A 22,080-nucleotide genomic window follows, 5' to 3' on the forward strand; every position below is an offset into this window, starting at 1 on the left:
ATTGGTATGATTTTACCTATCCTTTTTTGTTGACTTAGTACTTACAAAACCACTAGTATGCTCGCCTCTGTCGTTCAGTTTACAGATAATATCTGGTCTCAACATGTTATCAGTAAGCCATTAGAAGATAAAGAAGCGCAACTGGTACTTGGATTTGGGGCGAAGGAGATCTTGCAGGAAGAAACGCTCTTTACAACCATTAAGGCTAAATTTCCGAATGCAGACATCGCACTGTGCAGTACAGCAGGAGAAATTTATCAGGATACTGTTCAGGATAACACCCTCGTGGCAGTAGCCATGAGCTTCACTGACACCCGAATTAAAACTGCTTCAGTAACTATTACCGATTATCACACAAGTTTTGAGGCAGCAAAATCGCTGTCAACTAAACTATTAGCCGACGATCTGAAGTACATAATGGTACTATCTGATGGCTGCCTTGTGAATGGTAGTGAGCTAGTGAAAGGATTCGCCGTAGGAGCCAAAAACGTATTGGTAACCGGGGGCTTGGCGGGCGATGCAGCTGAATTTAAATCCACACTTGTAGGACTTAACGAACAACCTACCGAAGGAAAGATTGTAGCCATTGGGTTCTACGGCAACAAATTAGTAGTAACCCATGGGTCAAAAGGTGGTTGGGACATGTTTGGGTTAGAAAAAGAGATTACCCGGTCGGAAGGCAATGTGTTGTACGACATCAATAATGAGAATGCATTAGCCATTTACAAGAAGTACCTGGGGCCTGATTCAGAGAAATTACCGGGGTCAGCCTTACTCTTTCCGCTTTCGGTAACTAGCCCAGGCACAGCACTACCGGTAGTGCGCACTATTTTGGCGGTTGATGACGTCAAGAAGAGTATGACCTTTGCCGGAGATGTGCCAATAGGCTCAAAAGTCCGGTTTATGAAGGCGAATTTTGATAAGCTCACAGCCGCAGCAGCGGCAGCGGCACAACAAACACGCTTTGCCAATAACCGGAACTCTGATTTTTCGCTTTTAGTAAGTTGCGTAGGCCGGAAACTTATATATGGACCTCGCATCGACGAGGAAGTTGAAGCTGTTAGTGAAACACTCGGCAACAAGGTGCCTATTGCAGGGTTCTATGCCAATGGAGAAATATCACCGTTCTATGACGGAGGAAATTGCCAGCTACACAATCAAACGATGACGATTACTTCTTTTTATGAACTACCATAAGCTGCTTCTTAAACAGATAGCTAGACATTTGCCAGCCGATATGCTGGAAAATCCCAGAATGAACAAGTTTCTGGGTGTCATCAGCGAATCGTATGCAGCCCTGGATAGAGATAGAGAATTGGCGGAGCGTGCCTTCACTATCAGTGAAGAAGAATACCTACAATTGCATAATAAGCTTAAACACGAAATTTACGTCAGGAAACAATCAGTTGAGAAGTTAAAGGAAGCAGCAGGAAAAATTGCCGGGCTACATGTACAGGATGGCTCAGACGATCTGCTGGAAATTGCTCGTTTTCTTAACCAGCAGGTCAGTGAGCGAAAAAATGCGGAAGAGGTATTTGTTTCGTTGGTTGCAAACATGCAAAGCGGCGTATTGCTGGAAGATGAGAACCGCCGTATAACGCTCACAAACCAATTGTTTTGTACCCTTTTTGACATACCAGTTACCCCTTATAAAATGCAAGGGGTAGATTGTACATCCATTGCTGAAGACACAAAACATTTATTCAAAAATCCCAACGCCTTTAGTGAACGTATTGAAGAAATTCTGGCTGAGCGGAAGCTAGTTATGGGGGATATTCTGGAGCTGGTAAATGGAAACACATACCAGCGGAGCTATATTCCCATTTTTATAGACAGAAAGTACAAAGGGCATTTATGGAGTTACACGGACATAACTGAGCGTAAAAAAAGTCAGGATGCCATTGAGCAGAGCGAACTCAAAAATCGCCTGATCATGAATGCCGCTCTCGATGCCATTATAACGATTGACACCGCTGGCGCTATCACATTCTGGAACCCACAGGCTGAAAAAGTATTTGGCTGGCACGAATCGGAGGTACTGGGCAAAAAGTTGTCTGACGTACTCATTCCTCATGTACACCGTGAGGCGCATGAGAAAGGCATGTCTTATTACAATCAAACTGGTTATGGACCTGTTTTGGGTAAGCACATGGAATTACCAGCCATTAACCGGGACGGTAAAACTTTCATGATCGAAATGTACATCATACCTGTAAAACAGGGAGATGATGAATTTTTCTGTTCATTTATTCGGGACATTTCAGAGCGCAAGAAGAACGAAGAGGAACTGGAGCGCCTTTCACGTGTAGCTAGTGCTAATAAAAATGGTATTGTCTTTGTTAACCTCGACGGAAAGATATTCTGGTCGAACGAGGGATTCTGCAACCTAACGAAATACAGTAATAGTGAAGTAATTGGTCGATCACCAGTTGACCTATGCGAGGGTCCACTCTCTGAAAAAAATTGTTCGCAAACTATATTCGACGCTTTCAAAAAAGGTAAACCGTTCGATCTTGAGAGCATACATTATAGGAAAGATAAAACGTGGTTCTGGGCCAAGACAAGTGGCCAGCCAGTACGAAATTCAGCTGGAGAAATTACTCATTATTTCTCCATGATAGAAGATATATCAGCGGAGAAGGTATCACAGAAGAAGTTAAAAGAATACGAAGAGCGATTAAGAATGGCATTAACCAATGTTGGGGATAACTATTGGGAGCATGATTTTACCACCAGTAAAACTTATTTTTCCAATCTTGGCAACAATATCCTGGGCGAAGTACTAACTGATCACACGAATGTAGCCGATTTGTGGTGGAACCGTGTGCATCCGGATGATAAGCGAATCTTGGAAAAAAATGATTTTAGTTATAAAGCAGGACTGATTAATCAGCATCAACACGAATATCGCGTCATTCATAACGACGGATCAATTCACTGGGTATTAGACCGGGGCGTAGTCATTGAAAAAGACAGCGAAGGCAACCCACTCAAAATTATTGGAACGCATATTGACATTACCCATCACAAAAAACTGGAGCTGGAGCTTATTGCGGCAAAAGAAGTAGCGGAAGAATCAACCAGAGTCAAGGAGTCATTTCTGGCTAACATGAGCCACGAAATACGCACGCCGATGAACGCCATCATGGGTATGGCCAACCAGCTATCGAAAACAGCTCTCAAGCCTGATCAGCAGTTTTATTTAAACGCGATACAGTCGGCCACCGATAATTTGCTTGTAATCATTAATGATATACTCGATTTATCGAAGATCGAAGCGGGCAAGTTAGTACTCGAGACAATTGCATTTGAACCCAAACTTGTCGTTCAAAAAGCAATGCAGGTAATGATGCACAAAGCCGAAGAAAAAGGACTTTCTTTCACCAACTTGTTCTTCGACAGTACGTTATCACCCGTTTTAATTGGTGATCCGTACCGGGTCAATCAGTTGTTACTTAACCTTATTTCCAACGCTATCAAGTTTACGGAAAAAGGCTCTGTTGATATCCGCTGTCAGGTAATTGATCAAACTCAAACCAGTCAGCTTATCAAAGTGACCGTAACCGATACGGGGATCGGCATAGACCCCTCATTTTCTAAAACAATCCTTCAAAAGTTCATGCAGGAAGACGCCTCTATTACAAGGCGCTTTGGTGGCACTGGCCTTGGCCTGAGCATCTGTAAGAACTTAGTTGAATTGATGGCTGGTACGATGGAAGTACAGAGTCAGAAAGGTGTAGGTACGTCTGTTTCCTTTACCATTCCTTTTTCAATCGGGGTCTACGAGAATTTACCAGTAAAAGAAACGGACCAGATCAACACGGATATAATTGCGGGAAAACGCATATTAGTGGTCGATGACAATGAGATGAACCGGCTGGTGGCATCTACCGTATTGAGTAACTATGGTGCCATTATCGAAGAAGCACAGAACGGCCGTAAAGCGCTGGACAAGCTGGAAGAGCAGCCTTTCAATCTGGTGCTTATGGACGTTCAAATGCCTGTGATGGATGGGATTGAGGCTACACGTATCATACGGTCTAACCTCAGCGATAGTCTGCCGGTCATTGCCCTAACTGCCTTCGCGGTGAAGGGGGACAGTGAGAAATTCATTGCTGCCGGTATGAGCGACTACCTCTCTAAACCATTTGAAGAAAACCAATTACTGGCTGTGGTGGCGAGATGGCTGGCTAAAAGTAAGGGACCCGCTCAGTTGCAGCAAACCCAGAAAACACCCTTGTTCGACTTGTCGATGCTGGAACGCATGGCAAATGGCGATCAGGCATTTATCGCCAAGATGACTAGTCTCTTTGTTGATTATGGCCCAACTTCCGTTCAGGAGATTGATGCTGCTTACGCCCTTGGTGACTATGAAACGGTAAGGCGAGTAGCTCACCGTATCAAGCCCTCTATCGACAACTTAGGAATAAAGGTTTTAAAAGACGATATCCGTACGATTGAGAAAGAAGCCGGTATTTCCCTGTCTGCCGACCAACTCGATAGCTTGCTGGCCAAGCTGAAAGACGTTGTTACGAAAGTGGCAACTGATCTGCAAGCAACTCATGCGCAGGTGTAGCTCCGGCCGTCTCAGGCCCAAATACGGCCAGAATCTGCCGACGAAACGCACTCCCTGAAAATGAAGCCGCCCGTGACCGGGCTGCTTCGGCCATGCGCATATACAGCGTTATGTCTGATGATAACCGCCGTAACGCATCAACCACCGGCGGGAGGTTGAGTGCATCGACAACAAAGCCTTCCACCCCATCGTCGATCAGTTCGCGAACGCCCCCAACTGGCGGAACAAGAACGGGACGGCCGCACAGCATACCTTCCAGAATGGTTAGCCCGAAGGTTTCAACCCAGGCAGTGCGGTGCGACAAGTTAAGCACGACATGTGCCTTTTCGTAGAATGAGATCGTATCTGTTTGCGCTGCAAAAACAGTACAATTGATCGGTGGCTGTACCTGAGCCACAAAAACGTCGACATCGGCTTGATTGGCGTTCAGCACCAGCATAAACCGAATATGCGGTAGTTGCTGAGCTACCGCCACAAACTCATTGATGCCTTTGTAAGCTTTATTGGAGCAAATCATCAGCGCCGTAAACGGAAACACGGTATTAGGCGAGCTTATCTCACCCGCCCGCTTCACAAAAGAATCCGGCAAGGCATTGTATATCAACCGGCTGGCGGGTCTGCTCAAGGCTGTCTGTCGGGCCGTGTAATCAGAAACAAATAGCGCTTCCTGAGCCGTCCAGTTGGCCACACCGCGTAGCCACATCTTTAGAATTCGGGGTTTGATACTCACCTCATGTACGTGATACACCACCCGGCAGCCACGTAGACGCCCGGCCAGTGCTGCCCCGAAAGGAAGCAGCGTATTGATGTAGACAGTATCTGTTGCGCGAAGCAAAAAGAGCAACCGGACAAACAGGCGAAATTGAGTAACCAGATAATTGACCAGAGTAACCACTTTAGCAGGATGCCACCTATACTGAAGTGCCTCGGTGGAGATACCAGCGATATTACTCAAAAAGCCAGTTCCCGAAGGTGTAGCCGTAAAGAGCGTGACAACGTACCCAGCCGCCTGGAGAGCTTCGAGTGACTGCCTGAAAACAAGTGGGCTTCCGCTCCAGTCATTGAGCAGATGAACCGCGATAATCCGCTTCGATTTCATGTAAAGGAGAAGGGGTAGACGTAGTGGATAAAGCAGATTGATAGACAGCCCGGAGTTGTTCGCCCCGAACCGACCAATCGAAAGTTGATTTGAATCGCTGCCGGGCCAGGATTACCTCTTGCCGATAGACATCTGCTGAGCGATAGAGCGTTTCCAGGTGGCTGGCCATTTGCGCTTCGCCAAGTGCCAGATCAACGCCAGATACCCGCAACGTTGATTCAGGGTGCACAAATCGGCCAGGCCCCTCGTTGTTCCAGCAGACAACGGGGAGGCCATAGCTCATGGCTTCGGCCACTACCATGCCAGCCCCTTCGTGCGACGGAAACAGGAATACAGATGAGGACTCATACAGCGTAGTAACTTCATTCTTGGGAAGCCAGTTGATGATTTCGGTACAGGAGCTGATACCCAACTCGGTAATAAGCTGGCGAAGCAGTAGTTCGGCGGGGCCACTACCCACGAGCGTTAGCCGGGTGCGTTGCTGGTCGGCGGGGGAAAGCTTCCCGTAAAACAAGGCAAACGCCCGAACCGTACTCGTAAAGCCTTTCAGCGCAACAAACCGCCCAACTGACAACACCCGAAAACAGGTAGCTTCGTTTCTATCAAGACGAGCCGGACTAACCGGGTCGGAGGCTACCGACGGCACAATACTGTACTGATGAGCCGGTAGTTGTAGTTTATCGGCTGCCGCCTGATTCATGCAGAGAATGTAAGCAGCCCGTTGTTTACTGAGTGTCAAGAAAGGGTCAAGTGTCCAGAAAGCCTGTTTTAATGTCCACAGAGCTCGCTCTTTCAGTTTGGCTTTCCAGCCAAATTCACGAATGGCGTTGTCCGGAATAGCTGGGTGATGCCCAACCGGCCCCCAGATCATTGGTTTTCCTAGCAGCCAGAGAAATGTTGGCGTCCAATCATTGTGAAAATTCACGTTGTGGACCAGATCAACCGGTAACCGTTTACGCTGTAGCCACACGGCCAGAGTTAGTTGCCAGCCGTAGTAATAAATCATCGACAGCGTGGGGCCTTTTTTCCAGAACCGCAGCCAGTAGGGCCAGTCGAAATATAGAAACTGGGTACGTTGTCTAAGCTCGTTCAGTTCAGGATGTTCGTTCCAATAGCGCTCTATGGCAGGCTGGTTATTAGGCCGGGTCACGGCAATAACGCGTTGATACCGCGCTATTTGCAGGATAAAATTCCAACCCATGCCATCTTCTGATCCTTTGTAGGGATCAACGGCGTAGGCAGTGGCAAGTACGGTTTTCAATGCAGTAGCGCGAGAAAGTGTATGAAGTCATTGTTTAGCCTCAACACAGCCAACCGGGTTGGGCGTATTGATCAGGAAGCCATCGCAACGGCGGTTGCGCTAATGCTGGCCTGTTCACCGGGGTCCGCGATACGACTGCGCAGCAACCGGGCGGGCACACCGCCGATCAGACTGTTGGCGGGAAAAGACTGCGTAACGACAGCACCAGCGGCAATCACGGTTCCTCCGCCAATGGTTACCCCGCTAAGCACCGTGACCTTGCTGCCAATCCAGCAGTTGGGGCCAATTGTAATCGGTTTGCGTTCGGTACCCTGCAGGCGAATAGGTACGTTCAGATCGGCAAACAGGTGATTTTCTGGGTGGCAACTGAAGTACTGACCAATGATGCAGTCGTCGCCGATGGTAAGACCGCCCGCCCCGCCCAGATAGGCGAATTCACCAATGCCTACCCGGTTGCCAATGCGAATAAACTGTCCGGGATTATCGAGCGTTGTGGAGACCACCAACCGGCTAAACGCGCCGATGCCGACCTGATCACCAAATTCAATACCATGGATACTGATGGCTGAGCAGAGCACATGATCGCCCAGTTTCAAAAAACGCCCCCACCTGATTTGAGACAGATTAAAGAACTGAACATCCCGGCCCCGAATCATACCTTTCGGCGAACGCCCCCTCAGCAATAATGTGCTGCTGCGCAGCAGAGCCAACGTCTGTTGCCAGCAAAAAGCCAGAATCAGGCTGCTGGTGAGGGCTGGCGAGAAGCTGAATTGTGGATTACGGAGCCGGACAATTCGTTCAAGTACTGTTTTCATAAAGGACGGATAGGTAAATCAGTGCTTAACAAATCAGTGCGTTGCTGGCGCGAAGGCAGTACAGTTCACAGGCAACTCCCGGTACCGGCCGCGCACCTAACGGGACAACGTACCCATGGAACAGCGCTGGATTCGGTCAAAAATTTGGGTGAGTGTTGTCGGTAAGTCCAGGTTAAGCACGGGTATGTAATCTGACGAGGGATATTTCTTCTGCAGTTGGTCGAACAAACCAATATACTGGCGCGTAAGCTCGGTGATCGTAACGGGATCCAGTTCCTGCTTTCGACGCAGGATATCTTCGGCGGGTGCATACAGGAACACGTTCAGCTCAGGCTTCAGCAAAAAGCGGTACAAACCAGCCGCTAGTCCGGAGGGCAACTCTACATTGCTGCGTCGACTATCGTTGATGAAATCGAAGTAATAGCGATCGTACAATACAATGTAGCCTCGCCAGACGTACTTCATCTGTACATAAAACTGGCCTAACAGGTAGTCTAGAAAATAGTAGGCAAATCGCAGCAGCGACGACGTCCTGTTCGTGTTGGTTCCCTGGCGGGGTAAACGACTCGCCGAGCGCTGCTCAGCCTCCTGACGGCCATACCGCCAGGCACTTAGAATTGGTAACAACGAGGGACGATGCCGCAGCACAACGACCCGTTGCCGCAGTTTTTTCTCAATTGCGTGCTTTGTCTGCTCGATCACCGTCGATTTGCCCGCCCCATCGACCCCACTGAAGGTCACGATCATACCGCGCCGAAACCAAAATGAACGCAGTGTATCCCAGCCGTACGCTACCGTATTTTTCACACCGCGCCCGCCCCGGTTTTGCGGCATAGCCCGGATAGCCGCTACATCGGCAGCCGATAGAGAAGCGGCCTCAGGTAACGTAAACAGCGGCTGGTAGCGGGCAGGAACAGGCGCGTTGTTGAGGCCATAGAACAGCCGTACATACGCTTGGTTGCTTTCCAGGGTAGGTACGTTCAGCCCATGCGAGGCTAAGGAAGCCCGCTCCCAGACCGAATTAGCGGGCATAAACTCAAGTTGTTTCCGCTTAAAGGCCCAGATCAAATCCAGATGAAGCAGGGTGCCGTCTTTGCAGTAGATGTGCAACTGCTTCATGAATGTCCGGTCTTCTACCATCACCTGCCCTACCGCCGGATGCTGCCGAACGTACCCAGCCAATTGTTGAGCGACTGGCTGAGGCATGCACAAATCCAGATCCGACGAGTCGGGTAATTCGTCGAGGTAAGCTGGCAGAAATTTCAGAGCGGCATGCGGCTGTTTATGTAGCCAGAAAGCCAGATCGTGCAGCAACAACGTCCGATTCGACATCATAGTCTGGCTCAGCCAATACGTCAGCGCGTTGCTCCACGTTTCCAGCAGCCAGTTGACCTGCCGGTGCCAGCTCGGCTGTCGACTATATACTGACAGGTAATAGGTTATCGTATGAATGAGGTAGAGCTGCTCGGCTACACGTAAATCGACCCGGCGCGTTTCGCGAAAGGACTCCCAATCGTGCTGCTGCAACGTGGCATCTATTTCCCGACGAATGAGGTTAAATCCCTGATTGCCCAGCATGGTCATCGACTGGTAATGAAAATGGAACAGGTCGTACAGACCCGGCAATTCGGTTCGGTACAACTCCCAGTCGATCACGCACAGCCGATTATCACGCATCAGGATATTCCAGGGTGTGAAATCGCCATGGGCAGCCGCAACGGCTACAGGCTTACGCTCGTCGAGGCGCCGAATCAACTCTTCCAGCTTATCGAGCAGGCTGACGGGAATACGCTTGTCACTGGTCACACGTAGCTTCACGAGTGAGTCGAGAGATTGAGTCCAGAAGCTGGTCGCCTGTAATGGTTTCGTATGCCAGTTGCGAGTCATCAGTTCCTGCACGGCAGGCTGAGGTAAATCGGCCAGCCGGTTTAAAGGGCGAACATCAGGGGTACTCATATCTTCCTGAATCAGCATGCCGCGCGAAAAAGCAATCAGGCGGGGGGAGTCCAGGTGTTGAAAAGGCATTTCCTGCGCTTCGCGGAGGGCCATCGCCTCGCGCCGTAGGTTATTGACAGCAGGGATTGATAGGGCAATTTTCAGGAAATTACCGTTGGCTGTAACCGTGTCGAGATACCAGATCACCAGTTTCCGGTTAGGGCCGGCGGTACCTGTAAACACAGCCCAGCTATTCGACCGGGTACGTTGCAGCAGTTGCTTAGTAGCCGCGCTGGTGGTGTAGAACGTCATCCGATCGTGCGCCACCAACTGACTGAGTCCACACCGAAACAGCATTCTGACCAGCCAGACAAAGGCTTTCGCCCGCAGACTACCCTGGTGATAGAATCGCAGAAATTCCGGTCCATCGGCATCAACGGGCCAGAGCCAGCGAATGGTACCATCGGGGTTGCGGTAGAGGTAGCAAGGAACAGGAGAGTCGAAAGTTGGTGTGCGATTAATCGCAATTGGTAGCCCGATCCGGTTTAACCCCGACTGTAACCGCCGCACGTCTGCTTCGTAAACGTTTTTGTTCATACCAGCTCACTTTACCAGTACCATGCCAGCTGCAAAAAACAGCCCATACGCTTCGGAAAGGCCGTTTTTCATCAATAACCGTTCCGACTTTAGGAAGATGATTCCAGATTATGGAAACCCACCGAATCAGTACGGGCGCAAATCGGGACGTTGACGGTATAGAATCAGCTTCTCACGAGGTGTCAACAATGGGTTAATCGATAAGCTGATGTAGAAAATAAGCAGTTGATAAAACAGGATGCCATAATTGGTCTCGCCAAAAATGCCAAATTCGGTAAATGAGTTGATCATGATTGGAATCAGCACGCCTACGCAAATCAGGCTTTTCTCTTTCTCGGGCACCTGCAGAAATCCCCGAAACGTAAATACGAGCTGAAACAGGACAATGAAGAAGCCAACAAAGCCCAGATTCATTAACACCTGAATGAAGGTATTGTGGGTCATTTTGGCGGCATATGTGAACACGTGTTCACCCTGAAAATAATCGGTGGTGGCAATGCGCATGAACCCGAAACCAAAGAAAGGCGCACGCGGGAGGCCCTCGGTAAGTAGGGCAGTCCAGAATGGCAACCGCCCGGTCATGCTCATTACTTCATCGAGGCCGCCGCCATGCTCTTTAATGAGCAGGGTCTGCACCGCCACCGGAACCACCATAGCAGCACCCGCATACATGGCGATTTTGAGTTTTGTGTTCGACGACTGGCGAATATGAAAAAAAGCGATCAGCAAACAGCCAATCGTCGACGACCGGGAGCCCGTCAGCACAACGGCCCACATCAGCAACCCAACCTTAATAAACGTCCAGACGAGCTGGTGCTTGCGATAAATATTGAAGATAAAGCACGACACCCCTACCGCGCACAGCATGCCCAGCTCATTAGGGTTCATGATAAACCCGCCCAGCCGGGCTTCTTCGCCGCCGTGGGTGAGCCGGTAAAACGTGTCGGGGTCGATGTACATGCCTACCAGAAAGATGCTGATCATCATCATGACCGCATCGCCGATGACCTGATACATCTTTACGGCGCTACTGGTAAAAAAATAGTCGATCAGGATAAAACAGGCAATAAAGTAGTAACAGAACACAAGCCCTTCCATGTCCATAAACCATTGAAGACCAGAGTATCCCGGATCGGTAGACCACATGATGGAGCATAGCCCCAGGGCCAGGTAAACAACGTACAGAAACGGTGACAGGCTCTGTTTCCAGGCAAATGAAGCTACCGCCCCCCGCTTTATAATGGCCCGATACAGGTACCAGATGGAGGTAGTCATGGCAATACGGCTGATCACTTTGATCACCCGCGTAATGGAGATGTTATTACTCCACGTAAAAAAACCACCCAGCTTGATGAACAGAATAATCGTCAGCAGGAGGCCCACGTTTTTCAGAAACCGGGTATGGTCGCGGGGAGCCGTTAGTTGGCGTGCCATACCTGCTGATACAACTCGTTGAACTTCGTTAGCTGTGAAGGCCAATTAAACTGTTCGGCTACCATCTGGCGGGCATTCTTCCCCAGTTGAGTCAGCTCGCCGGTTTGCCACTGTTGATAAAGGGCGGTTAAACCAGCGGCTACTTCGGACGCAATGCCCTGATCAACAACGTACCCAGCCTTGAATAGCCGAATTACATCACCCATGTTGGTAGCTTCAGACACCAGACAGGGAAGTCCCAGTGAAGCCGCCTCCAACACCGACACGGGCAATCCCTCATAGCGCGACGAATGAACGAAGAGGCTACACAGGCCCAGCAACTGCAGTTTTTCGTCGCCAAAGCGGCTACCCCAGAATGTTACCTGCCCGGCAATACCCAATTCCTGGGCCATTTCTTTCAGCTGCAGACGGTGCGGGCCGTCACCAATCAGCCATAGCCGGGCGGTAGGTACGTCTTTGTGAAACTCAGCAAAGCCAGTCAGCAACCAGTCGAGCCCTTTATGGTCAATATCAAGCCGACCGCAAAAACCAACCACAAAAGCCGTATCGATCGGATCGGCCGTTTGCTCATTTACCGAGAAACCATACGGAATCAATGCTGATTTCTGGTTGGGGTATAGGGTTTGCAACCCGGCAATCTCGCTCTTACCCAGTACGTGCACCGCACTGGCACCCGTCAGCACCTTTTTCTCGAATAACTTAAAATACACTTGCTTAGCCAGCCTATTACGTTGCAGGGCGTGCCAGTTGTAATTGCCATGGGGCGTAACGAGGTACGGAATCCGGTGCTTTTTCAGGAAGTTGGCAGCCGCATAAAAACGGGGAACAAATCCACCATGAAATTGCACGACCACAGCACCTTTACGAGCCAGGATCGCCTGTTTCCAGTTATCGCCTACCCAAAACGGATTCCGGCTGGCCGTGAATAGCCGCGTTATGTAGGTACGTTCGGGGTAGTCGTGCAGTTCATTGGCCGAAAAGCCCCACACCTCAACGGCATACCCCGCCTGCTGCTGTTGGGTAGCCAACTCATTGACCACTTTGTTGACCCCGTTCATTCGGGCCGGATTGGCCTTGCCGAGAATAAGGTGGATGATTTCCATACGAATAAACCGTTACGATGTAAGACAAGAAGCCAGTAACTAATGAGGATAACCTGCGTAAAAAACAGCCCGGCCAGTACTCCCTTCAAGCCCCAGTTGGCAATGAGCCAGGAAGCCGATGTAAGGCTGAAAACCGTAGTGAGGGCATACCCCGCGAAATAGTGTTTGTTAAGCAGACTTACCCGCAGCATAATTCGGATCGGGTAGCTGCACACAACCAGCAGATATACCGCCGACAGCCCGTACATAACGTAGGTAAAGGAGCGGTAATCGTGGCCACCAACCAGGGTCAGCAGCGGTTCGGCACCCAGCGTAAGTACCAGCAGTGCGGGCAGCAGTCCCAGTAAACTTTTGAGCAGCACCGAGCGCAGGTACGTCAGCAGATCGGCGGGTGAGTGGGCTACCTGAGCGGCGCGGGGTACTACGTAGTTTTCAACGGCCTGTAGCAGCACGTTTAGCAGCCCAAAGATGTACTGAGCCAGCCGAAGTGCGCCCAGTGCCGCCGCGCCCAGCCACCAGCCACCCACGACGATGAAGTAGTTGCCCGCCAGCCATTGAGTCAGGGCTGATAGCAGCATCCAGCCACCCTGTTGCCGGTGTTTCTGCCACACCAACTGACCATTCGCCATGCGAAACCGGCCCAGCTTCAGCCAGAGCAGCCCCAGCAGGATAGACGGAACAAACGTGGCTCCGATGATCCAGAGCGCCACCGATAGGGTTAGCGCATGCTGCATCCGAAAGACCAGCAAGAGAAACAACTGACCAACATTGGTTACCGTGTCGATCAGCAGGGCGCGGCCAGATCGTTGCTGAACCAGCAGCGTTTTCCGGAGAAAATCCTGCAACAGGTACAGGCCTGTAAGCGCTACGGCCGCCCACGCCACAGCCTGATCGACGGGCAGCAGGTGAGCAGGCAACAGACGGTACAGCAGGCCGCTCAGGGCCAGCAACCCAACCAGCCAAAGCACCTGAAGGTAAAACAGACCATCGGTGTACTGCTTTTGCACCGGCTGCGGCAAGCCCGGCCAAATGACTTGATAAATACCGCTGCCCACCGCCTGCTGAACAGAGAGCAGAAAGAGCTGCGTTAGTACCACCGCCGAAAACTGCCCGTAGGCCGCCAGACCCAGCGCCTGAGCCAGCAGCAGGTTGGTGGCGAAAGCAGATCCGCTAACCACGACCTGGTCGGTCAGTACCAGCCCTTTTTCAGAGCTTATCAGTTGCTTGATCGATGCCAGGTTCATGCGTAGATCTCTTTGCGTTTACCAATCGAGTTGCGTTGCTTGCCAATTCGGCGAATGGCCTGAATCAGTTCGCTCAGGAGCGAAGGCGTATAACCAGCCCGGTTCAGCACAAATTGCATAGTAGGCAGGTTCAGATTTTTGGCTAGCAGGTCGGCTTCCAACACGCGGCTTTGTTTGGTGCGCCGGCTATCAAGTACCAGCAGGTTCAGCGTAGCCGATGCCATCAGCATAACGGCCGCCGCCTCAACCGTAAGGGGGGCATTTTTGATCACCACCACATCAAACTGGCTGCGCCATTCGTTGAGCATCGGCTGCCAGTTGATCGGGCGCTGCCAGTGCGGGTCGACCGCGGGTACGTTCACGTAGCTTAGTGCATCCGATTCGGCAAAACCGGTCAGCGAACCATCGGCATCAACTACCAGCACCGTTTTGCCAAGGTTAACAAAGGCCGCCGCCAGTCCCCGCGCCAGGGTTCGTTTACCTTCATTTTTGTCGAACGAAGTGATGGCAATGACCGAGCCGGGTACCAGCCATTGTTTCAACTCCATGTGCAGCGCCCACTGCTGAAAAAAGCCACCTGATTTCGCTGCGGTGCCCAGGTATGGTACAGCGCCTGCTACCTCTGTTTCAGATGTTTTCTGAATGGCTTCTTCACTGCTGACCCGCGCTTTCAGGAAGTGAACGCCGTAAATCAGCACGATACTGATGAGCAGACTCAGAAATCCAGCCAACACCTTAATCAGCGTCGGATTGGGCGAAATAGGCGTACGGGCCACCTTTCCCTCGGTAATAACCCGGTGAAACGAGATGGTAGCAGCCCGTGCAATGTCCGCTTCGGTACGTTTTTGGTGCAGAAAGCGGTATATCTGTTCGTCGAGGCTGAAGTTCCGCTCCAGCACCGTCATGTTTTTTTCTTTGGTCGGTAGCCCGATAAATTTCGTTTCAGCCTCCTGAATGGTTCGGTCGAGGTCGCGGTACTTGATCTTCAGGTTGGTCAGCGTATTGTTAATACTCTCCTTCATGTAATCGGCCAGATCGCTCATCTGCGTATCCACCAGCCTGACCTTCTCGTGTTCGGGCATGTAACGCGTCAGCAGTTCGCGGCGGTCGCCCTGGAGCTGTTTCATTTTCTTGACAATCTCCGTCGACAGCAGGTCATTGAAGGCTTCGAAGTTGGGGGCCGACTTCAGGAAATCTGGGTTCTGGCGAACGTACCTGTTCAGGCTGTCGATGGCGAGTACATTCATGTGTACGCTCGACAGTTGTTTTTTCAGATCGGCAATCTGGCGGAGGTCTGTTTCGGTTTCCTGCCGAATGTTGATGATGTTTTTTGCGTCACGATAGCCTTCAATGGCCTGCTCGCTGGCGGTTAGCCGACTCTTGTAATCCCTCAGTTGCCGGTTCAGGAAGTCAACGGTTGTGTCGGCTGTCCGGAACCGATCCAGCACGCCGTCGGTGATATAAGCCGCAGCTACTCCGTTAACTACGTCAGCGGCTTTCTGAGGAACAGGGCTCCGGTAAGTGATGCGCAGCACCGGAATATCTTTATCGACGGCCATCACGTCCAGATCGCCAGCCACCGATTCCACCACTGCTTCCGGCGTTCGTACAATGAACTCATATTTATCATTCAGAGCCAGCCGATGCCGCTCTTGCAGTAGCACTTCGTTGCGGTTAATCAGCAGCGACCCGCCGTCGAAATCTACAGCCCGGTTCAATATCCCCTCCATTTTTTTTCCGCCGGGCAGCGTAATGGTCAGCAATGAATCGCTGCGGATGGCCAGTAAAAATGGTTGGCTGTACCATTTCGGATCAGTAAACGTGGCGGATATGTGCACCGGTGACTGACCATATAAATCTGCTTTGCGCAGCTTGCCAACCCGGTAAATAGTTACACCCAGGTCGAGTGGCGACAGCGCCCTGGTTAACAATACGTTGGATTTTATCAACTCAACCTCGGCCAGAATCTTGTTTGTGTTGGCAAACACATCGAAGTCTTTATAGAGGTTGGCGCTGGGGGCTCCTTCGTTGGAATCGGCCAGTTTAATCTTGGCCATACTGTCATACATCGGTGTGGCGTAACGCAAATATCGACCCGCCATAAATAACGCGATGGTCATGACAACCGCTGTCAATGGCAAGCCACGAACAAATGGCCCCAATATTCCCAGCGTTTTCGATAACTCAGACATGCCCGTAATCAGATAAAAAACTTAAAAAGAACCAGCAGCGTGGTGATGGCGCTGGCAACGGGAAGTACACTCGGTCCGGCCCGCTTATCCCAGAGTTTACTTTTTTTGGCAGGCACATAAATCACGTCGCCGGGCTGAATCTGAATGTTCCGGGCCGCAAACTGATCCATCCGCGTCAGGTCGATGCTGATCGTGTGCGGCTGGTCATTGATCGTCCGAATCACCTGCACCGCCTGCCGGTCGGCATAGAGGTCAAAATCGCCGGCCCGTCCCAGTAACTCGATGAGCGAATTGGCCTCTTTTTCGAGCAGAAACTTGCCCGGATTCCTTAGTTCGCCCAGCACCGTTACTTCCTTGTTCAGGACTTTTACGTCGATGATCGGATCGACAATCCACTTTCTGAATTCGGTCAGTAACCGCTCACGGGCCTGCAACTGGGTCAGGCCACTCAGCTTGACCTTACCAATTTTCGGGATAGGTACGTCCCCGTTCGGGTCAACCATCACCCATTTCCCGTATACTTCGTTGGCACTGTAAATGCTGTACAGCGACCCGACACTCAGATCGTCGTGGTTCCAGACACTGATGCTGATTTTGTCGTCTTTCCGAATGATGTATTGCGTAGCGGCCTGCCCTACGAAGACAGAGTCTATGCTGGTTGCCGGCGCTGTCTGGAACAGGTTTTGCGAGGCGCAACCCGTGAGCCAGAGTGAGCCAGCAACCAGCAACAGAGCCGCTATACTGGTCAATGACCCTCTCATGCCACCCCCAGCAGACTGAACAGTTTCTGCATTTTACCTGGCGGGCGTTGCTTCAGCATCTCCATTACGTCCTGAATTTTCGTCAGCACGCTGGTGATCTTTTCAAAGTCGTTATCACCTTTGATGATGTAGTCGAAAGCACCATATTTTAGCGCGTTCACAGCTACGTTCAAGTCCTCCTGACCCGACACGATTACCAAGAAAATATCGGGGCTAAATCGCTTTATTTTCCGCAACACCTCCAGCCCATCCATAGGCTCCATGTGGTAGTCGAGGAAAATGATATCCGGCTGTTCGGTCAACCTGTTCAGACAATCCTGACCATCGTTGAACAAAGTGACATTGGTATGCCCCAGGTTGCGTACGTGCTGCTCATACATTCTTCCGCAAAAGGGATCGTCGTCGACGAGGAAAATAGTTAACGGTTTGGTAGTTTCCATGATCTGCTGGTTTTGTGCAGCAATTCACGAATAACGTGCCAGTAGAATAACCAATTGATTATCAGTTGCATAAAAAAATAATTTCCTAAAAAACTTCTACAGTCTGGAATGTTTTTCCAAAATTCGGAAAACGAATTACCATTGCTTTTTGCCGCTGTCGACCTTAGCATCCAGTAGTGCACATGAACCCTTAAGGCCCGATCCCCGTCTACTTACATATACTGATGCCGCGCTGGCCTGCCAGTCGGCCTTTACGCCCGTACGCACTTGACCTCTACGCTTCACATCCCCAACGAACGCCTCGATCTGGCCCATAACTATGTGCTGCACACCAGCCAGAACGTTTTTCTAACGGGGAAAGCGGGCACGGGCAAAACCACGTTTCTGCACCAGATCAAGCAATTGTCGGCCAAACGGCTGGTGGTAGTGGCACCAACCGGCGTGGCGGCCATCAATGCGGGAGGCGTTACCATTCACTCGCTCTTTCAACTGCCTTTTGGCCCCATTATCCCCGGTGATCAGGGGCAGATGAACCGTAAGTTCAACAGCGAAAAAATCAAGCTGCTCCGAACCCTCGATCTGCTGGTGATTGATGAGATCAGTATGGTCAGGGCCGATGTGCTGGATGGTATCGATGCGGTGCTACGGCGCTACCGGGGTGGCGACCGGCCGTTTGGCGGCGTACAGCTCCTGCTCATCGGCGACATGCAGCAGTTACCGCCCGTTATCCGCGATGATGATTGGGCGTTGCTGCAGCCCTACTACCAGACAGGCTATTTTTTCAGTAGCCAGGCGCTGCAGCAAACCGAATACGTATCCATTGAACTGACGCACATTTACCGCCAGTCTGATCAGCGATTTATTGACCTGCTGAATGGCATTCGGGAGAAAACAATTACCGCCGCCGGCCTCGCCGACTTAAACCAGCGCTACCTGCCCGACTTTGCCCCGGATGACGAAGCGGGCTATATTACCCTGTCGACGCATAACAACACGGCCCAACAAATCAACAACCGCAAACTGGCCGAACTGCCCGGGCCGCTGAAGTCATACACAGCCACCGTACTCGACGATTTTCCGGAGCACATGTACCCCACCGAGCATAAGCTCGACCTGAAAGTGGGCGCACAGGTGATGTTCATCAAAAACGACACCTCGCGCGACAAGCTGTTTTACAATGGAAAGATCGGGCGTATCGTGGCGTTCGGGAACGATTATATCGAGATCAAATGCCCCGGTGAGGTCATGCCCATCGTGACCGGTCCCGTAGAATGGCAGAACATCCGATATACCCTCGACCCGACCACAAAGGCGATCAAAAGCGACATCATAGGTACGTTCGTGCAGTTTCCGCTCCGGCTGGCCTGGGCGATAACGGTGCACAAAAGCCAGGGCCTGACCTTTGAGCGCGCCATCATCGACGCCGGTAAGGCCTTTGCGCATGGGCAGGTATACGTGGCTCTGAGCCGCTGCAAAACGTTGGAAGGGCTGGTGTTGCAAACGCCCATTCCGGCCAGCAGCATCAAAACAGAATACAACCTGGAGCGTTTCCATGCCGATGTGCAGGAACGTACTCCCACCGAGCAGCACTTTCAGAGCGCCAAACGGGTGAATCAAGAACAGCGACTCTATGATCTGTTTTCGTTTGAACAGGCGGCCTACTGGTTGGGCAGAAGCCGAAAGGTGGTGGCCGAATCGGCCCGCAGCCTCCCGGTGAACCTGCTGCCGGAACTGACCGAGCTGGCCGCGCTGCTGACCGACAAAGCCCGCGTAATGGCACACCGCTTTCAGAAGCAGTTACCCGAGTATTTCGCGCAGGAGCCACTACCCGAAGCCAACGAGGCACTACAGGTACGTATCCGAAACGCCAGCACCTACTTTCACACCCTGCTGACCGACGAGCTATTACCCAAGCTGCGGGAGTTGCCTACCGAATCGGACAATAAACAGGTACGTACCGCCCTACTCGAGTACCTCGACGAAACCGAAAAAGCGCTGGTCGTGAACTTGGCTACCTTCGCCAAATGCCGAAGTGGGTTCGACGCCCTGCTATGTGGCGAAGCCCGCAACCGCGCCGAACTGGATTTTGTACCCGCCCGTAAACAGACCGCCCCATCAACGGTCGGTGCCCGACAGCGTGGCGCACTAGGCCGACGTGACGAGTCGAAACCCAGCGCTCTGTATTTCGAGCTGATGAAGTGGCGCAACAACATGGCCTCGGAGCACAACGCCACAGCCTACCAGATCATGGCCCAGCAAACGCTAACCGAGATTGAGCGGGTACGTCCGGAAACCATTGAGCAACTGGCAAAGATCAAAGGGTTGGGCAAAGCCAAAGCCAAACGGATCGGCGATGAATTACTGGCTATTATCCGCAACAACCCGGACTACAGCAGCGCGGGCTACGGCCGCTCGAGCGGCCTGGGTAGTCAGGCACGTACCCAAGCAACGAACGTACCGGAGCCAGCAGCGCACAGGGCTACGCTGGACTTATTCCTGACAGGCAAATCAATTTCCGACATTGCCACAGCACGGGGTATTTCGCCACAAACGGCAGAGAATCACTTGTCAGTTTGCATTCGGGAGGGCACCCTCCCTGTCGAAATGCTCGTCTCGGCCGATAAGCTGGCGTTGATCTACAGTACTTTCGGTACGGCGCGGCCGCTTAGCCTAACTGAAGCCGTTAAAACGTTGAAGGGGCAGGTTACGCAGCGCGAACTGCGGCTGGCCTACGCTGATGCCTAATTGGAGCTCGCCTGGCTCCGCTCGACACGATGAAATCATCACTTCCCTAATACCGCACAATCACTTTCGACACCGGGCCAGCCTGCGTGGTCAAGGTCAGCAGGTACGTACCTGGCCCGTTCGTGAACTGCGCTGCGGTCAGTATGCGCTCGAACGTACCTGCGGGCTGGCTGGCGTATTGCGCCTGGTGTAGGGGCCGCCCCTGCATGTCAGTGAGCGTTAAACTTAGGTCGGTGGCAGCAGCGAGTGGTAAGGTCACCAGCACATCTCCGACCGACGGATTAGGCCCCAGCCGCAGAGCGCTGGGCTCGGTGGCCAGCACCGCAACGCCGAAGGGTTCAATGGCCTTATCCATCCAGTTGAGGCGCAACGTGATCCACTCTTTCAGGTAATCGACTTCCTTCTGGTATGTCTGACCAACGTACCCATTGGGCCAGACATACACCCCGATAACGGGCCATTTATTGAAATTTCGAAAACGGGCTTCGGTGAGCACGTTGGTTGTCGAATCAACGAACGCACCGAGGCGCTGCGGTGTCAGTATGGTCTGGCGAAGCGCCTTGTACCGCTCTTTCACCTTGCGGCCAAAGGTCAGATCCTGCAACAGCCGATTCCACCAAAACGGTATTGGATATCTATCACCGGCACAGACCGTATTGTAATCGAATGCCCAGCCCCGGTAGTCGTTACCATTGCAATAATCGGCATTGCCATAGGTGAGGTTGTAATCCCAGATAGGGCCCATAACCAATTTAGGGCTTTTCGAATCGCGGTCTTTATAGAAGTAGGCGCTGAGGCGATAACCGTCTATATTCTTACAAACCTCCGTCAGAAGCAGGTAATCGACAAAAGAATCCTCATCGATAAACTTGCGGAAACCCTTCTCAGGGTCGGTAAAATCGGGGCCACTCAACGCGCCTTCAAATGCTGACACATACCCTTTAATGTACTGAAACTGCTCATCGGCCAGGTCTTCCGGCTTAGGGCGGTCAATCTGGATTTGCACCGTCCCCCCGTTTGGGCCTGCTATGTACGGTGACGTCCATGACCTCGACGCTGATCCTTCCGTCTTATCGATCTTTAGAATGTACCCCCCCGTCAGGGCATCGCCGGTAACGTCCGTTTTTTTGATACTGGAAATATTCACCCGGTTCTTGTCCCGCTTCAGCCGTTCCATCAGGATGTATATGCCACGGTACTCCCCGTTCAGCACCAGTTCGCAATACCGAAACCGGGAGGCGTAGTACTTGCTCATCGTTCGGTAAAAGTCGTACGTCAGCGTTTCCCGAACCAGTGTCTTATCGTTATACACCGCATTCAGCACCCAGTCGCTTTCGGCGGGCATACCCAGCACCGATTTAGCTACCGAGTTCATGCCGGTCGAATCGCGCAGTTCAATGCCGTAGGGTTTCTTCGGGAACATCTGCGAGCTGGCTCCCCGCAGTTCAATGCCAATTACGCTACTGAATGTGGCTTTGTCGGCCAGGTTATTCCGGTTTCCCAACCCATTGTCGATGATCTGTAGATCGGCCACAATTTTCGGATCGTCAACAATCGTCCCACCCCGCGTGTTGATAAGCAGAATGGGTAGGTTTGAGTTTGACAGCGACTGACTTAGCCCCGAGAGAGGCAACGCGCAAACAATCCAGAAAAGAATACAAAGAGCGCGCATCGGCTGGGTAGTTACAGAACACTGGCTGGCTTTGGAGTAAAGGGAAAGCCTACCTGCCAGTTACTTATATCCCTGGTACGGCGTTTGCTCCCAGAACCAATTAGACGAAAGGTTGTTTGCCTGTTTGGCTGTACATTTGTTTACCTTACCCGAGCTACTTTTCAGCAATACCAGACCAGACCAGGGCGTTGATAGTGTATTTACTC

At 51.6% G+C, this 22,080-nt stretch carries 14 protein-coding genes; 3 read left to right on the top strand and 11 right to left on the bottom strand.

The window, feature by feature from the left end; translation table 11 throughout:
- The first annotated feature begins 57 nt into the window (after positions 1-57).
- Positions 58-1,197: an FIST signal transduction protein gene (locus F7231_RS06890; protein ID WP_085412231.1), complete on the top strand. Its 1,140-nt coding sequence runs from the start codon at positions 58-60 to the stop codon at positions 1,195-1,197.
- Complete coding sequence (locus F7231_RS06895) at positions 1,184-4,576, top strand: PAS domain S-box protein (RefSeq protein ID WP_166691369.1); 3,393 nt, start codon at positions 1,184-1,186, stop codon at positions 4,574-4,576. Before F7231_RS06890 ends, F7231_RS06895 begins: the two co-directional genes overlap by 14 nt.
- Here F7231_RS06895 and F7231_RS06900 read toward each other — a convergent pair.
- The 10 genes from F7231_RS06900 to F7231_RS06945 all read right to left on the bottom strand — a co-directional run bounded on the left by F7231_RS06900 (position 4,530) and on the right by F7231_RS06945 (position 17,457).
- Entirely contained in the window at positions 4,530-5,675 is a 1,146-nt protein-coding gene (locus F7231_RS06900) for a glycosyltransferase family 4 protein (RefSeq protein ID WP_166691370.1), read from the bottom strand. The genes F7231_RS06895 and F7231_RS06900 overlap by 47 nt on opposite strands.
- A complete protein-coding gene (locus F7231_RS06905; protein ID WP_166691371.1) occupies positions 5,635-6,936 on the bottom strand; it encodes a glycosyltransferase family 4 protein in 1,302 nt (433 codons plus the stop codon). Before F7231_RS06905 ends, F7231_RS06900 begins: the two co-directional genes overlap by 41 nt.
- A 71-nt stretch (positions 6,937-7,007) precedes the next feature.
- Positions 7,008-7,751: an acyltransferase gene (locus F7231_RS06910; protein WP_166691372.1), complete on the bottom strand. Its 744-nt coding sequence runs from the start codon at positions 7,749-7,751 to the stop codon at positions 7,008-7,010.
- 96 nt (positions 7,752-7,847) lie between these two features.
- On the bottom strand, positions 7,848-10,283 hold the full coding sequence (locus F7231_RS06915; protein WP_166691373.1) for a phosphotransferase: 2,436 nt from the start codon (positions 10,281-10,283) through the stop codon (positions 7,848-7,850).
- Between the two features lie 126 nt (positions 10,284-10,409).
- Positions 10,410-11,717 carry an O-antigen ligase family protein gene (locus F7231_RS06920; protein WP_085412225.1) on the bottom strand — a complete coding sequence of 436 codons (1,308 nt, stop codon included), beginning with the start codon at positions 11,715-11,717 and terminating at the stop codon, positions 10,410-10,412.
- Positions 11,702-12,820 carry a glycosyltransferase family 4 protein gene (locus F7231_RS06925; protein ID WP_166691374.1) on the bottom strand — a complete coding sequence of 373 codons (1,119 nt, stop codon included), beginning with the start codon at positions 12,818-12,820 and terminating at the stop codon, positions 11,702-11,704. The genes F7231_RS06920 and F7231_RS06925 overlap by 16 nt, the downstream gene beginning before the upstream one ends.
- On the bottom strand, positions 12,772-14,064 hold the full coding sequence (locus tag F7231_RS06930) for a polysaccharide biosynthesis protein (RefSeq protein ID WP_166691375.1): 1,293 nt from the start codon (positions 14,062-14,064) through the stop codon (positions 12,772-12,774). Before F7231_RS06930 ends, F7231_RS06925 begins: the two co-directional genes overlap by 49 nt.
- Complete coding sequence (locus F7231_RS06935) at positions 14,061-16,256, bottom strand: GNVR domain-containing protein (RefSeq protein ID WP_166691376.1); 2,196 nt, start codon at positions 16,254-16,256, stop codon at positions 14,061-14,063. The genes F7231_RS06930 and F7231_RS06935 overlap by 4 nt, the downstream gene beginning before the upstream one ends.
- Positions 16,257-16,264: 8 nt before the next feature.
- Positions 16,265-17,017, bottom strand: a complete 753-nt coding sequence (locus F7231_RS06940) for a polysaccharide biosynthesis/export family protein (RefSeq protein ID WP_166691377.1) — start codon at positions 17,015-17,017, stop codon at positions 16,265-16,267.
- Positions 17,014-17,457 carry a response regulator gene (locus F7231_RS06945; protein WP_085412220.1) on the bottom strand — a complete coding sequence of 148 codons (444 nt, stop codon included), beginning with the start codon at positions 17,455-17,457 and terminating at the stop codon, positions 17,014-17,016. The genes F7231_RS06940 and F7231_RS06945 overlap by 4 nt, the downstream gene beginning before the upstream one ends.
- 267 nt (positions 17,458-17,724) lie before the next feature.
- Between F7231_RS06945 and F7231_RS27710 the strand changes: the two genes are divergently transcribed.
- On the top strand, positions 17,725-20,202 hold the full coding sequence (locus F7231_RS27710; RefSeq protein ID WP_208295547.1) for an HRDC domain-containing protein: 2,478 nt from the start codon (positions 17,725-17,727) through the stop codon (positions 20,200-20,202).
- A gap of 46 nt (positions 20,203-20,248) precedes the next feature.
- Here the strand turns inward: F7231_RS27710 and F7231_RS06955 are convergent, their stop codons facing one another.
- Positions 20,249-21,874, bottom strand: coding sequence for a CotH kinase family protein (locus F7231_RS06955; protein ID WP_166691378.1), 1,626 nt, complete (start codon positions 21,872-21,874; stop codon positions 20,249-20,251).
- Between the last annotated feature and the right edge of the window lie 206 nt (positions 21,875-22,080).

This window comes from Fibrivirga algicola (genome assembly GCF_011742925.1).
GTDB lineage: Bacteria > Bacteroidota > Bacteroidia > Cytophagales > Spirosomataceae > Fibrella > Fibrella algicola.

Bases quoted from the DNA above. Each gene is read 5' to 3' on its own strand.
- F7231_RS06955 (WP_166691378.1), bottom strand. From the start codon at position 21,874: ATGCGCGCTCTTTGTATTCTTTTCTGGATTGTTTGCGCGTTGCCTCTC.
- F7231_RS06900 (WP_166691370.1), bottom strand. From the start codon at position 5,675: ATGAAATCGAAGCGGATTATCGCGGTTCATCTGCTCAATGACTGGAGC.
- F7231_RS06920 (WP_085412225.1), bottom strand. From the start codon at position 11,717: ATGGCACGCCAACTAACGGCTCCCCGCGACCATACCCGGTTTCTGAAA.
- F7231_RS06915 (WP_166691373.1), bottom strand. From the start codon at position 10,283: ATGAACAAAAACGTTTACGAAGCAGACGTGCGGCGGTTACAGTCGGGG.
- F7231_RS06945 (WP_085412220.1), bottom strand. From the start codon at position 17,457: ATGGAAACTACCAAACCGTTAACTATTTTCCTCGTCGACGACGATCCC.
- F7231_RS06890 (WP_085412231.1), top strand. From the start codon at position 58: ATGCTCGCCTCTGTCGTTCAGTTTACAGATAATATCTGGTCTCAACAT.
- F7231_RS06940 (WP_166691377.1), bottom strand. From the start codon at position 17,017: ATGAGAGGGTCATTGACCAGTATAGCGGCTCTGTTGCTGGTTGCTGGC.
- F7231_RS06930 (WP_166691375.1), bottom strand. From the start codon at position 14,064: ATGAACCTGGCATCGATCAAGCAACTGATAAGCTCTGAAAAAGGGCTG.
- F7231_RS06935 (WP_166691376.1), bottom strand. From the start codon at position 16,256: ATGTCTGAGTTATCGAAAACGCTGGGAATATTGGGGCCATTTGTTCGT.
- F7231_RS06910 (WP_166691372.1), bottom strand. From the start codon at position 7,751: ATGAAAACAGTACTTGAACGAATTGTCCGGCTCCGTAATCCACAATTC.
- F7231_RS06925 (WP_166691374.1), bottom strand. From the start codon at position 12,820: ATGGAAATCATCCACCTTATTCTCGGCAAGGCCAATCCGGCCCGAATG.
- F7231_RS06895 (WP_166691369.1), top strand. From the start codon at position 1,184: ATGAACTACCATAAGCTGCTTCTTAAACAGATAGCTAGACATTTGCCA.